This is a genomic window from Mesorhizobium sp. WSM4871 (genome assembly GCF_055811295.1).
Genome location: NZ_JBVVPU010000009.1, coordinates 72,203 through 85,024, shown reverse-complemented (window position 1 = coordinate 85,024; position 12,822 = coordinate 72,203). Strand labels below are relative to the sequence as shown.

The following is a 12,822-nucleotide window of genomic DNA, read 5'->3' as shown; positions in this document are numbered from 1 at the left end:
TGCACAAAAAATTAATCCAGAACCACGAGATAGCCGGCAAAGCGTCATTGGTGGGCCATCATTGCCTGCCTATCTATCGCCTGCGGGCCGGCAGTCGAGGAGGCGATCGATGGACGATAGAATCAACACACTGGACGAGCTCTTGAGCGATCCGATGGTCCAGCTCGTGATGCAGCGTGACCGCGTGCGCCCCGAACAGGTGCGCATATTGCTCGAACGCGTCCGTGGCCGGGTGGCCGGGGAAGCGCCTGCCATCGGGCCTCAGCTGCCGCCGGCACATATGGTGGCCAGGGCCTGCCAGAAGCTGTGGCTGTGCCGGTAAGGTGCGTCGCCTGACTCCCATCGGGTTTGGTGTCCGCGACGTCGATTCGGTCCTGCTTCGCCCCGGCAGGTAAAAACGTCGTAAAAATTTGATTCAATCTTTGTTGGTAATTTCTCGTTAGTACTCCGGACTCGTTTGTCCGGCGGCGTGTGCTTGCCTTCGGTCTGTTGTGTTTTGCGTACAGGTCCAGATGCGGTTACCAGGCGTCGTCATTTTCTCGCTCGCATCGCTTTGGCTCGCCGGCTGTTCGTCGACGGCGGGCGTCGATGCCCTGCAGATACCGTCGAACGAGACGACGAGCTCGGTGCCGCGGCCGAGCGCGCCGGTCGCCTACGTGAAAGCAGCTGGGGCGCCGACCGCCGGCCTCGCGCCGATGAAATCCGAAGCCCCCATGAGATCCGAAGCGGTTGCCGAGAGCGATCGGCCCTTTGGCTTGGCGGAGGAGGAAACGGTGGCGTTTCCTGAATTGCCCGACAGCGCCGAACCTCCGGTCGAGCCAGCGGCCCTGATATCGCAGCCAAAACGCCTGTCACGCGCCGCGCCCGCCATGCTTGCCTCGCCGGTCACCCGCTATGGCTTTCGCGACGCCAAGCCGATCAATTTCGGCCGCGGGGCGTCGCCACGGCATCTTGCCGTCCACGGCGTGGACGTTTCGCGCTGGCAGGGCAACGTCAACTGGAACAAGCTGCGCGCCCAGGGCGCCAACTTCGCCTACATCAAGGCGACCGATGGTGGCGACCATCTCGATCCAATGTTCATGAAGAACTGGCGCAACGCCGACGCCGCCGGTTTGAAGCGCGGCGCCTATCACTTTTTCTACTGGTGCCGCACGGCAGGCGAACAGGCCGATTGGTTTATCCGCAACGTGCCGAGGGTCGAAGGCGCGCTGCCGCCGGTGATTGACGTCGAGTGGAACGGCGATTCTTCCTGCAAGCGGCGGCCGTCGCGCGCAACGGTGCTGGAGAAGATGCAGGTGTTCATGGACAAGCTCGAGCGCCATTACGGCCAGCGCCCCATCATCTACACCGCGCCCGACTTCTACCGCGACAATCTGCGTGGCGCCTTCCCTGATTACCCATTCTGGCTGCGCGCCGTGGCGCAGCACCCGTCAAAGGTCTATCCCGGCCGCAAATGGCTGTTCTGGCAATATTCCGGCTCCGGCCTGTCGCACGGCGTAAGAGGCCGCATCGACCTCAACGTTTTCCACGGCGACGAACGCGCCTGGCGGGCATGGGCCGGCGGCAGCCGGGAGATGGTGGCATTGGAATAGGCTGGTCCCGGCCGGCGGGTGTGCAAGCTGCTGTTCGTCCGCGTCGACCAAGATGAGCCGCTGTTCGACGAGCGGACGCTGCGTGTGCCGCTATCGAACCGAACGATCTTCTCCGGCCGGATAACCCGATCTACCGAGGGGAGACGCTCAGCAATTGACGAGATCGGTGTGGCCGAAACCCTTCGAGTAGTCGAGCACGGAGATGACGGAAGGCACCACGCGGAAGATGCGGACCTGGTCGGGGGACGGCATCGCGAAGGGCATCGAGGCCTGCGGCGGATATTTCGTCGGCAGCAGCCTCAGAACCTTCTCGGCCTCTTCCCTGTCGGTGACCGGCTGCGCGCGTCCGGCCATGGAAAGGCCGGTGATCTCCATCACCTGAGGCGCGTCGTGGTCGATTGTCAGCGACAAGCGGTCGTCCCGCGCCAGATTCGCCGCCTTCTGGCTGTCGAGGCCGCACAGGAAGTAGAGGGAAAGGCCGTCATTGGCGTAGCCAACGGTCGTCGCCTGCGGCCAGCCGTCCGGCCTCAGGGTGGCGACCGTCATGATCCGATGCCGGTCAAGAAGCGCCTGGATCTTGTCTTTGATCTCCGCGTTCATCGATTGTCTCCCGAGTCGTTGCTGGGGACGATAGGGAGGTCTGGATGGACTGGCCTTGACGCACATCAAATGGCGGAAAGAAGCGGCCGAGCGTCGCGCGCTGCCGTCCGCGTCAAGGGCTAAAACCTGCAGCCCGGAGGTCGACCATCACGGTCCGAGGTTCATGAAGAACTGGCGCGCTGCCGACACAAGCTGGAACGCCATTACGGCCAGTGGCCCATCATCTACACGTGTTCCATGGCGATGAACGCGCTTGGCGCGTGGGCGGGTGGCAGTCGGCAGATGGTGCTGAGGCGGAGCAGGGAGAGCGCTGCTTGCCTACAAGGGGAGAAGGGAAGGCGGGACCTTTACGCCTCTACATATTCCGCCAAGCTGACGCCTTTGGGCACATCCAGCCCGTCGGCGCGCAGGCCTTCGATATGAAAACGTATGGCGTCGCGAATTTCAGTTTCGACTTCAGGGACCGTCGCACCGGTCGCGATGCAGCCGGGTAGATCCGGCACGTAAGCAGAAAAATTGTTTCCGGCTTTTTCAATCACCACTGCGTAACGCATGTCATCGCTCCTTTAAACCGGACTGCTTGAGGATGCTGTTCAGTGTTCCCGGTGCAACCTCTTCAGACGGCTTGCCGGCCACGGTAACGCGGCCGGCTTTGATTTCATGCTTATATTGGCGATGGCTGCCCTTGGTTGCAACCAGATACCAGCCGTCGGCCTCCAGCAGGCGAATGACTTCGCGAACCGTAAGCCGAGGTGGCATCAGTCCTCAGCTGCACCCGCTCGTCGAGCCGCAGGTGTCGCACTTCTCGCAGGTGCCGTTCCGCACCATGGTGAAGTTGTGGCATTCCGAGCATTCGTTGCCGGTGTAGCCCTGCATCAGCGATTGCTGACGCCTGGTCGCGGCAAGCGCCTTCGCCTCGGCGGCTTCCTGCGCGGCGGCATCGGTGAACAGCTCGCCCGAAGCCTCTTCGGCCTGCTCCTCGTAGACGATGTCCTCAACCAGCTCCTTCGCCCGCTCCTCATAGTCGCGCTTGTAGGCGATGGCTTCGTCGCTGGCCGGCTTCAGCGCCAGCACGTTGGAGCCGGAGAAGGCGGTTGGTGCGGCACGGGCAGGGGTTCCGGACCCGCCTGAGGCAAAGCCTTTGGGCTGTTCGGTGCCCGATACCAGCTTCACCGGCGAAGCGCCGCGGTAGAGCCCCTTGGAGAAGGGCGTCGTCTTGCCTTCGGTGATGCCGCGCCCAAGTGCGGTCTTGTCGAAATCCGACTGGTCGACATGGGCGAGGTCGTGACGGCCGAGATAGGACACGGCAAGCTCGCGGAACACATAGTCGAGGATCGACGTGGCGTTCTTGATCGCGTCATTGCCCTGCACCATGCCGGCCGGCTCGAACTTGGTGAAGGTGAAGGCCTCGACATATTCGTCGAGCGGCACGCCATATTGCAGGCCGAGCGAAATGGCGATGGCGAAGTTGTTCATCATCGCGCGGAAGGCGGCGCCTTCCTTGTGCATGTCGATGAAGATCTCGCCGATGCGGCCGTCATCGAATTCGCCGGTCCTGAGATAGACCTTGTGGCCACCGACGACCGCCTTCTGGGTGTAGCCCTTGCGGCGGTTCGGCAGCTTTTCGCGGTCGCGGTAGAGACGCTCCACCACGCGCTCGACGATCTTTTCCGTCACCTGCACGGCGCGCTGCGCCGCCGGTGCGGCGATCAGCTGCTCGACTGCGTCGTCCTCGTCCTCCTCGCCATCGGCGAGCAGCGAGGCATTGAGCGGCTGCGACAGCTTCGAGCCGTCGCGATAGAGCGCGTTGGCCTTCAGCGCCAGCTTCCACGACAGCATGTAGGCGCCCTTGGCGTCTTCCACCGTCGCGTCGTTGGGCATATTGATGGTCTTGGAGATGGCGCCCGAGATGAAGGGCTGCGCCGCCGCCATCATCATGATGTGGCTGTTGATCGACAGCGAACGCTTGCCGATCTTGCCGCACGGGCTGGCGCAGTCGAACACCGCCAGGTGCTCCGCCTTCAGGAACGGCGCGCCTTCCAGCGTCATCGCGCCGCAGACATGGATGTTGGCGGCCTCGATGTCCTTCCTGGAGAAGCCCAGCGCCGGCAGGATCTCGAACGAGAAATCGTTGAGCTGCTCGTCGGTGAAGCCAAAATTCTCCTTCACCCAGTCGGCGCCCAGCGTCCACTGGTTGAAGACGAACTTGATGTCGAAGGCCGACTTCAAGGCGGCGTTGAGCGCGGCGATCTTGTCGTCGGTGAAGCCCTTCGCCTTGAGCGAGCCGGGGTTGATGCCGGGCGCCTGGTTGAGGTTGCCGTGGCCGACCGCATAGGCCTCGATCTCGGCGATCTGGCTTTCGGAATAGCCCAGCGTGCGCAGCGCTTCCGGCACGGCGCGGTTGATGATCTTGAAATAGCCGCCGCCGGCGAGCTTCTTGAACTTCACCAGCGCGAAATCGGGCTCGATGCCGGTGGTGTCGCAATCCATGACCAGGCCGATCGTGCCGGTCGGCGCGATCACGGTCGCCTGCGCATTGCGGTAGCCATGCTCCTCGCCGAGCTCGATGGCGCGGTCCCAGGCAGCCTTCGCATGCTCGGCAAGCGCCGGCTGCTTGAGGTCGGAGGCGACCAGCGGCACCGGATTGACGGCAAGCTTCTCGTAGCCGTCTCTGTCTCCGTAGGCAGCGCGGCGATGGTTGCGCATGACGCGCAGCATGTTCTGCGCGTTGCGGTCATAGTCGGGGAAGGCGCCGAGCTCGGATGCCATTTCGGCCGAGGTGGCATAGGCGGTGCCGGTCATGATTGCGGTGAGCGCGGCGCAGATGGCGCGGCCCTCGTCCGAGTCATAGGGAATGCCCGAGGTCATCAGCAGGCCGCCAATATTGGCGTAGCCGAGGCCGAGCGTGCGGTATTCGTAGGAAAGCTTGGCGATCTCCTTCGACGGGAACTGCGCCATCATGACAGAGATTTCCAGCACGATGGTCCACAGCCGAACCGTGTGCTCGTAAGCGGCGATGTCGATGGTGCCGTCGGCATTGCGGTAGGGCAGCAGGTTGATCGAAGCGAGGTTGCAGGCCGTGTCGTCGAGGAACATGTATTCCGAGCACGGATTGGACGCTCGGATCGCACCGGCCGAAGCGCAGGTGTGCCAGTCGTTCATCGTCGTGTTGAAATGCAGGCCCGGGTCGGCCGATGCCCAGGCGGCATAGCCGATCTTTTCCCAGAGATCCCTGGCCTTCAGCGTCTTCAGCACCTTGCCGTCCTTGCGGGCGGTGAGGTGCCAGTCGGCGTCCTGCTCTACGGCGCGCAGGAAATTGTCCTTCAGCGACACCGAATTGTTGGAGTTCTGGCCCGAAACGGTGAGATAGGCATCGGAATCCCAGTCGGTGTCGTAGGTCTTGAACGACATCGAGGTGTAGCCCTGCTTGGCGAACTGGATGACCCGGTAGATGTAGTTCTCCGGCACTGCGTCCTTCTTGGCCAGCTTGATCTCGCGCTTCAGCGCGGTGTTGATCGCCGGATCGAAGCAGTCGTCGTCCTGGCCTTCGCAGTTGATGCAGGCCTTCATGATCGCTTCGAGATGCTTCTTGACGATCTTGGAGCCGGTGACCAGCGAAGCGACCTTCTGCTCCTCATTGACCTTCCAGTCGATGAATTCCTCGATATCGGGATGGTCGGCGTCGACAATGACCATTTTCGCGGCGCGGCGCGTCGTGCCGCCCGACTTGATGGCGCCCGCCGCGCGGTCGCCGATCTTGAGGAAGCTCATCAGGCCGGACGAGCGGCCGCCGCCGGACAGTTTTTCGCCTTCGCCGCGCAGGAACGAGAAGTTGGAGCCGGTGCCGGAGCCGTATTTGAACAGGCGCGCCTCGCGCACCCACAGATCCATGATGCCGCCCTCATTGACGAGATCGTCCTGCACGCCCTGAATGAAGCAGGCATGCGGCTGCGGATGCTCGTAGGACGACTTCGACTTGGTCAGCTTGCCGGTGAAGGGGTCGACATAGAAGTGGCCCTGGCTCGGGCCGTCGATGCCATAGGCCCAGTGCAGGCCGGTGTTGAACCATTGCGGCGAGTTCGGTGCGACACGCTGGGTGGCCAGCATATAGGCAAGCTCGTCGCGGAAGGCGCGGGCGTCTTCCTCCGACTTGAAGTAGCCGCCCTTCCAGCCCCAATAGGTCCAGGTGCCGGCAAGCCGGTCGAAGACCTGGCGGGCGTCGATCTCGGAACCATAGCGCTCGGCCTCCGGCAGCTTGGCCATTTCCGCCTCGTCGGCGACGGAGCGCCACAGGAAGGAGGGGACGTCGTTCTCCTCGACCTTCTTCAGGCGCGCGGGCACGCCGGCCTTGCGGAAATACTTTTGCGCCAGGATATCGGCGGCAACCTGGCTGAACTGCGCCGGCACATCGATATTGTCGAGGCGAAACACCACCGAGCCATCCGGATTCTTGATCTCCGAAAGCGCCTTGCGGAATTCGATCTCCGCGTAAGCTGATTGACCCTGCTTGGTGAAACGACGCTCGATGCGCATTGGCCCTTTTCCTTTGTCTATATATAGCGCTTTTCCCGGGGATTTCTGCCCCCGATGCGAAACGCGCATGTCCGCCGTCTGCCGGCGTTCGAAAACGGCCGACCCCTTCTTTCACAGCCTCCGCCGCTCTGCTGGCCAAACTCCTTGCGAAGTCCCTGATCCAACGTGCCGGCGAACCCTGTGGGTCCCTCAAAACTGAAACTTTTTCGACTCCCTCAATCGAGGGGAAGTCCACAGTATCTAGCGTCGAACCTACCTGCAAACACTAAATATAGTGTTAACAGACAATTTATTCCAGTCCGACAATTCTCCCTTTCGTCTCCCCAAGCCCCATCAGTCCCAACGCTTCCGCCGGCCTCGTAAACGGGCGGAAATGCGGGCAAAACGCACAAAATCCGGGAAAAAGACCGGGCTCAGAACTTTCCGGTCGCGCTCTCAACAGGAACGCATGGCCTATAAAAGGCGACTCGTTTTGCGCCGTCAAGGATTCGTTTGCGTAGCTTTTGTGACCCCAACATCTTGTGTGTCACACATGTGGATAACGGGGATAGAAAGGGCCACCGGGGATTGGATTTGCCCTTGTGGAAGGCGCCGCGGCTTCGGCCTGCGAAACGCTGTCCCGCTCAGGAGGATCCGCGCGGGTTGGAGCAGAAATCAGCGATAATCTCGCAAAGGTCCGGCTCGTTGACCATGTGCACGGCCTCGGTGGAGGTGACCCATTTGCGGGTGCGCGCGCGTTTTTCCTTCCACCGGTCGGCGATCTTGTCTACCTGCAGCGGAAACACCAGGACTTCGCAAGGCACTTCCTCTCCGGAGGCCAGTGCCTTGGCATAGAAGTAGCGGCCGACCTCGATGTGGGAGATTGTGCCACGCAACCCGGCTTCCTCGCCGGCTTCGCGCGCCGCCGCCTCGCAAAGCGGCTCCTTGGCCTCGGGCCAGCCCTTGGGCAGTACCCAGCGGCCGGTGTCGCGGCTGGTGATCAGCATGATCTCGACACTGTCTCCGATGTCGCGCCACGGCAGCGCTGCAACCTGCAGGCGGCACGGCGCCGTGCCAAAAAGTCGCCGGACCCGTGTAGCCAGATGGTTATGCGTCGTTGGTCTCGTCAACATTGGAGAAGCTTGCCCCAGCCCCTAGAATCATTCGGTACCCCACGAATTCTACAGCCAATATAAGCAGATAAGAGTAAAAAACTTCATATGAATTGGCTAAAATACGACAATAAGCGCGGATTTCATACGTTAGAGCGACATGCGTCCGCTTGGACGCACAAAGTATGCTCCAAGATCTTGGTCTCTTCGCGTCGTGCTTTGCGGCAATCAGCCGGCGTGGTCGTCGGCAATAGGCTTCTGGTAGGTGAAGCCCATGTCCCAGGGAAAATAGATCCAGGTATCCTGGCTGACTTCGGTGACAAAGGTATCGACCAGCGGCCTGCCTTTCGGCTTGGCGTAGACGGTGGCGAAATGCGCCTTGGGCATCATGGCGCGCACGATGCCCGCCGTCTTGCCGGTATCGGTGAGGTCGTCGATGATCAGCACGCCGGCGCCGTCATCGGCGAGCAGCGCCGGCGTGATCTCCTTCAGCACCTGCAACTGCCCTTGACTGGTGTAGTCGTGATAAGAGGCGACGCAGACCGTCTCGATGACCCTTATGCCGAGTTCGCGCGAGATGATGGCGGCCGGAACCAGGCCGCCGCGCGTAATGCAGACGATCGCCTTCCACTGGCCTTTGTTGGCCCCGGCAAGCCGCCAGGCAAGGGCGCGCGCGTCGCGATGGAACTGATCCCAGGAGACAGGGAAGGCCTTTTCGGGAAGGGACATTTTTCGCGCACTCCGCAGCGCGCGAAATCGCGCGCAGACACTTGAGGGAATGCGCGCGGAATTAACTGGAAAGCCTTGGCCTTGGCAAGGGTGGCGGCAAGCCTGCCTGTGGACTTACCGCGACAGGAAGGCGGCCACCTGCGCTGTTCGCAGCACCGTGCGGGTAACGCCGCCGAACAGAAGCTGGCGCAGCCAGGAGTGGCTGTAGGCGCCGAGCACGACCAGATCCGCGCCGGTTTCGGCAATCCTGGTCTGGATCACGTCATCGACCGAGGTGCCGCCCGACTGCAGCACCGATACGCTGACGGTGGCGCCGTGCCTGGACAGCGCCGCGGCGATTTCGGCGCCGGCGGCTTCCGGGTTTTCCTCGAGCGTGTCCGGCGGATCGATGACCACGATATCCGTCTTTTCGGCCTCGATGATGAAGGGCAAGGCGTCGAAGGCGGCGCGCGCGGCCTCCTTGCTGCCGTTCCAGGCGAGCAGCACATGCTTGAAGCTGGTGACGAGCGGGCCTGAATGCGGCACGACCAGCACCGGCCGTCCGGCGTCATAGACCAGCGTATCGACATCGGCGCTTGCATCGCCGTCCGACTCGCGTTGCGCGGCAATGACCAGATCGCAGGTGCGCACGCTGGAAATCCCGGTCAGCGCGCTGTCGCCTGAAAAACTCTCGAGACTGTGCCACTCGAACGACAGGCCGGAATCCTCGATGCGCTTGAGGAACAGCGCCTGCAACTTGTCGGCGCGTTCCTTGTTCATGTCGGCAGAAACCTGCAGGAACTCCGTGTCGGGAAACCCGGTGGCCGATGTGTAGGGGACGGGAAGCGCTTCGGCATGAATGCCGATGAGATGGCTCTGGAACCTGGCTGAGAGCGGAATGGCGCAATCGAGCACGCGCTCCGCGTCCTGCTCGTTCTGCAGTATCGCGACGATGGTCTTGAATCGCATGGTAATCCCTCATTTTACGGCGATTGGAACCCGCCGGCGGGAAACGTTATAGCACCATGCTTGGTTCCGATCCTGGCTGATCAACTGGCTGTGCTGGCAAAGCCCGCGACCATTGCCTCGACATCGGCGCGGGCGGCGTCCAATGCCTCCTGGCTGCGGGCGCGAACGACCAGTTCGGTCCAGAACTTGCCGTCGCCATATTTCGGGTAGGAGCCGATGATCGTATCGGGATGGGCCTTTTGGATGTCGGCGAGCGGTCCGCCGATCAGGCCTTCGCCGAACGGACAATGCACGGTGGCCGACAGCATTTTCGTGCCGGCTTTCAGCGTCGGCACGACATTGTCGAGCATCGCTTGGAAAATCGCCGGCACGCCGGCCATGACATGGACATTGCCGATGCGAAATCCCGGCGCGATGGAGACAGGATTGTCGATATGGTCGGCGCCGCGCGGCATGCGCGCCATGCGCTTGCGCGCCTCGGTGTATTCGATGCCGCGCGCGGCATAGCTCGCTTCCAGCATGGCATAGGCCTTGGCGTCGTATTCGCACGGCACGCCGAAGGCCTTGGAGATCGAGTCCGCGGTGATGTCGTCATGCGTCGGGCCGATGCCGCCGGTCGTGAAGACGTAGGTGTAGCGCACCCGCACGGCATTCACCGCCGCGACGATCTCTTCTTCCTCGTCGGGCACGATGCGCACTTCCTTCAGGTCGATGCCGATTGCAGTCATGATGTCGGCGAGGTGGCCGATGTTCCTGTCCTTGGTGCGGCCGGACAGAATCTCGTCGCCGATGACGAGCATGGCGGCGGTGACGATTTCAGGCATGGGAAGGCTCCGGGGGTCGCGTAGGGCGGTCAGCGCGCCTTGGACGAATGGGGTCGCCTGAAATAGCGCGCTCGACGGCCGGCGGCAATGGTCCGCCATCTGCCGGACCTCACGCTTGCCTCACGCAAAGGTGTCCAAACCTGCACACCTTAACGTTTTGTAATGGAACCCTCCATCCGGCCCATGGGTTTTAGCCCCGTCGCGGATCCGCGACGTCTGAAATCCCCCTAAATGGAGAACCCTCAATGATTACGAAAATTCTTGCTGCCTCGGTTTTTGCGGTTGGCATCGCCAGTTCGGCGATGGCGCAATCCTCTGACGTATACACCTCCGACACCCGTCATCGTCCAATCTACGGCAATGAACGGACGACCGTCGATCCCAATACCACCGGCAGCATCTCTAGCGGAACCTCGGGCCTCAGCACCCAAGGCAATCCCGGGCCGGTTGGACCTTGCGCTTCGAATACGCCCGGACCCGACGCCAATGCCGGGCAGAATGTCAACGATCAGTACTGCGGCAAATAACTGCTGCCGGCCGGCAGGGTGCCCTCCATGGGCGCCCCGGCCGCCGGGAGATGCCCCATGATTTGAAGGGATATAGCCGCTATTCCTTGACCGCGCCGGTCATCGAGGAAACGTAGTGCTCGACAAAGAACGAATAAAGCACAACGACCGGCAGCGAGCCGATCAGCGCCCCCGCCATCAGCGCCCCCCATTCATAGACGTCGGAGCGTACCAACTCGGTGAGCACGCCGACCGGCACGGTCTTGTTTTCCGACGACTGGATGAAGGTCAAGGCGTAGATGAATTCGTTCCACGACAGGGTGAAGGCGAATATGCCGGCCGAAATCAGGCCGGGCACCGACAGCGGCAGCACGATCTTGGTGAGGATCTGCCACCGGCTCGCGCCGTCGATCAGCGCGCATTCCTCGAGCTCGAACGGGATGGAGCGGAAGTAGCCCATCAGCAGCCACGTGCAGAAGGGGACCAGGAAGGTCGGATAGGTGAGGATCAGCGCGAAAGGCGTGTCGTAAAGGCCAAGGTTGAACACCATCACCGACAGCGGGATGAACAGGATCGAGGGCGGCACGAGATAGGCGAGGAACACCGCCAGGCCGACCTGCCGCGCCCCGGAAAACCGCAGCCGTTCGATCGCATAGGCCGCAAACACCGCAGCCAGCAGCGACAGGAAAGTGGCGGCGGTCGAGATGATGATCGTGTTGAGCAGCCAGCCCGGATACGACGTGTCGAACAAGAGATAGCGGATGTGCTCGAATGTCGGATGCACGACCCAGAACGGGTTGAAATTGGCGTAGTCGGTCATCTCGAGATTGGGTTTAACCGCGGTGATCGTCATCCAGTAGAACGGGAACAGCAGCACGATGACGAACACCAGCAGCGGCAGATAGACCGTCACCACGCGCCGCGGCAGGCTCTGAAGGTAGCCCATGCCGCCTTCGTCGAGTTCGGGACGTTTCGTCTTCCTGATCGCGGCGCTCTTGATCTCAGCCATGTCAGTCTCCGCCGCCCTGCTGCCATTTGCGGCGTTGCAGGCCGAAATAGCTGAACAGGATCGCCGCCAGCAGGAACGGGATCATGGCGACCGCGATTGCGGCGCCCTCGCCAAGCTGGCCGCCGGAAATGCCGCGCTGAAAGGACAGCGTCGCCATCAGATGGGTGGCATTCACCGGTCCGCCGCGGGTCAGCACATAGATCAGCTGGAAATCGGTGAAGGTGAACAGCACCGAAAACGTCATGGTGATGGCGATGATCGGCGTCAGCAGCGGCAGCGTCACATAGCGGAACAATTGCCAGCGGCTGGCGCCGTCGAGCGTGGCGGCCTCGTAGAGCGACTGGGGGATCGTCTGCAGGCCGGCAAGCAGCGTGATGGCCACGAAAGGAATGCCGCGCCAGACATTGGCCGCGATGACCGAGGCGCGCGCATTCTCCGGATCGCCGAGGAAATTGATGCGATGGTCGATCAGTCCCATTTCCATAAGCGCCCAGGACAGAATGGAGAACTGCGAATCGTAGATCCACCAGAAGGCGATGGCCGACAGCACTGTCGGCACCACCCACGGCAGCAGGACGATCGCGCGGAAGAACGATTTGAAAGGCAGGTTCTGGTTGAGGATGAGCGCCAGCCACAGGCCGAGCACGAACTTCAGGATCGAGGCGCTGATCGTGTAGAGCAAGGTGTTGAAAACGGAGAGCCAGAAGACGGCGTCATCCCACAGATATTGATAGTTTTCGATGCCTATGAAGATACCGGGGCGGCCGATGCGGGTATCGGTGAAGCCGAGCCAGACGCCGAGCCCGAGCGGATAAGTCAGGAAGACCAGCAGCAATGCCGCCGCCGGCAGCATGAAGCCGAAGCCAAGCGCGTTCCGGCTTTCAGCCAAGGCCGAAAGGCTCCGCGACAGGAGCGAAGAACGCGGCTGAACGGCAGCGGACGGCACGGCCATGGGACGGCTCCTCATGAAGTCTGGTGGCATCGCGGCCC

Annotated in this window: 13 protein-coding genes; 3 read left to right on the top strand and 10 right to left on the bottom strand. The window is 62.1% G+C overall.

The window, feature by feature from the left end; genetic code table 11:
* Positions 1-109: 109 nt before the first annotated feature.
* Positions 110-322, top strand: a complete 213-nt coding sequence (locus AC0L2H_RS19305; protein ID WP_473591702.1) for a hypothetical protein — start codon at positions 110-112, stop codon at positions 320-322.
* Between the two features lie 190 nt (positions 323-512).
* Complete coding sequence (locus AC0L2H_RS19300; protein WP_473591701.1) at positions 513-1,592, top strand: glycoside hydrolase family 25 protein; 1,080 nt, start codon at positions 513-515, stop codon at positions 1,590-1,592.
* Positions 1,593-1,739: 147 nt separating this feature from the next.
* Here the strand turns inward: AC0L2H_RS19300 and AC0L2H_RS19295 are convergent, their stop codons facing one another.
* The 8 genes from AC0L2H_RS19295 to AC0L2H_RS19260 all read right to left on the bottom strand — a co-directional run bounded on the left by AC0L2H_RS19295 (position 1,740) and on the right by AC0L2H_RS19260 (position 10,317).
* Complete coding sequence (locus tag AC0L2H_RS19295; RefSeq protein WP_473591700.1) at positions 1,740-2,192, bottom strand: pyridoxamine 5'-phosphate oxidase family protein; 453 nt, start codon at positions 2,190-2,192, stop codon at positions 1,740-1,742.
* 347 nt (positions 2,193-2,539) lie between these two features.
* On the bottom strand, positions 2,540-2,746 hold the full coding sequence (locus AC0L2H_RS19290; protein WP_024504399.1) for a type II toxin-antitoxin system HicB family antitoxin: 207 nt from the start codon (positions 2,744-2,746) through the stop codon (positions 2,540-2,542).
* 1 nt (position 2,747) lies between these two features.
* Entirely contained in the window at positions 2,748-2,951 is a 204-nt protein-coding gene (locus tag AC0L2H_RS19285) for a type II toxin-antitoxin system HicA family toxin (protein ID WP_097575231.1), read from the bottom strand.
* Positions 2,952-2,957: 6 nt separating this feature from the next.
* The gene (locus AC0L2H_RS19280) at positions 2,958-6,725 is read right to left on the bottom strand and encodes a vitamin B12-dependent ribonucleotide reductase (protein WP_473591699.1); all 3,768 of its coding nucleotides are present in this window, start codon (positions 6,723-6,725) and stop codon (positions 2,958-2,960) included.
* Positions 6,726-7,348: 623 nt separating this feature from the next.
* Positions 7,349-7,837 (bottom strand): NUDIX hydrolase, encoded by a 489-nt coding sequence (locus tag AC0L2H_RS19275; protein WP_473591698.1) that lies wholly within the window; start codon positions 7,835-7,837, stop codon positions 7,349-7,351.
* A 207-nt stretch (positions 7,838-8,044) separates the two neighbouring features.
* Positions 8,045-8,545, bottom strand: coding sequence for a xanthine phosphoribosyltransferase (gpt, locus tag AC0L2H_RS19270; protein WP_006200882.1), 501 nt, complete (start codon positions 8,543-8,545; stop codon positions 8,045-8,047).
* A gap of 114 nt (positions 8,546-8,659) precedes the next feature.
* Positions 8,660-9,493 carry a universal stress protein gene (locus tag AC0L2H_RS19265; protein WP_473591697.1) on the bottom strand — a complete coding sequence of 278 codons (834 nt, stop codon included), beginning with the start codon at positions 9,491-9,493 and terminating at the stop codon, positions 8,660-8,662.
* 80 nt (positions 9,494-9,573) lie between these two features.
* A complete protein-coding gene (locus tag AC0L2H_RS19260) occupies positions 9,574-10,317 on the bottom strand; it encodes a competence/damage-inducible protein A (protein ID WP_473591696.1) in 744 nt (247 codons plus the stop codon).
* Positions 10,318-10,562: 245 nt separating this feature from the next.
* Between AC0L2H_RS19260 and AC0L2H_RS19255 the strand changes: the two genes are divergently transcribed.
* Positions 10,563-10,844 (top strand): hypothetical protein, encoded by a 282-nt coding sequence (locus AC0L2H_RS19255; protein ID WP_473591695.1) that lies wholly within the window; start codon positions 10,563-10,565, stop codon positions 10,842-10,844.
* Between the two features lie 79 nt (positions 10,845-10,923).
* Here the strand turns inward: AC0L2H_RS19255 and AC0L2H_RS19250 are convergent, their stop codons facing one another.
* Together AC0L2H_RS19250 and AC0L2H_RS19245 are read right to left on the bottom strand one after the other, a co-directional pair.
* Entirely contained in the window at positions 10,924-11,832 is a 909-nt protein-coding gene (locus AC0L2H_RS19250) for a carbohydrate ABC transporter permease (protein ID WP_473591694.1), read from the bottom strand.
* 1 nt (position 11,833) lies between these two features.
* The gene (locus AC0L2H_RS19245; RefSeq protein WP_425351625.1) at positions 11,834-12,685 is read right to left on the bottom strand and encodes a carbohydrate ABC transporter permease; all 852 of its coding nucleotides are present in this window, start codon (positions 12,683-12,685) and stop codon (positions 11,834-11,836) included.
* Positions 12,686-12,822 lie beyond the last annotated feature (137 nt).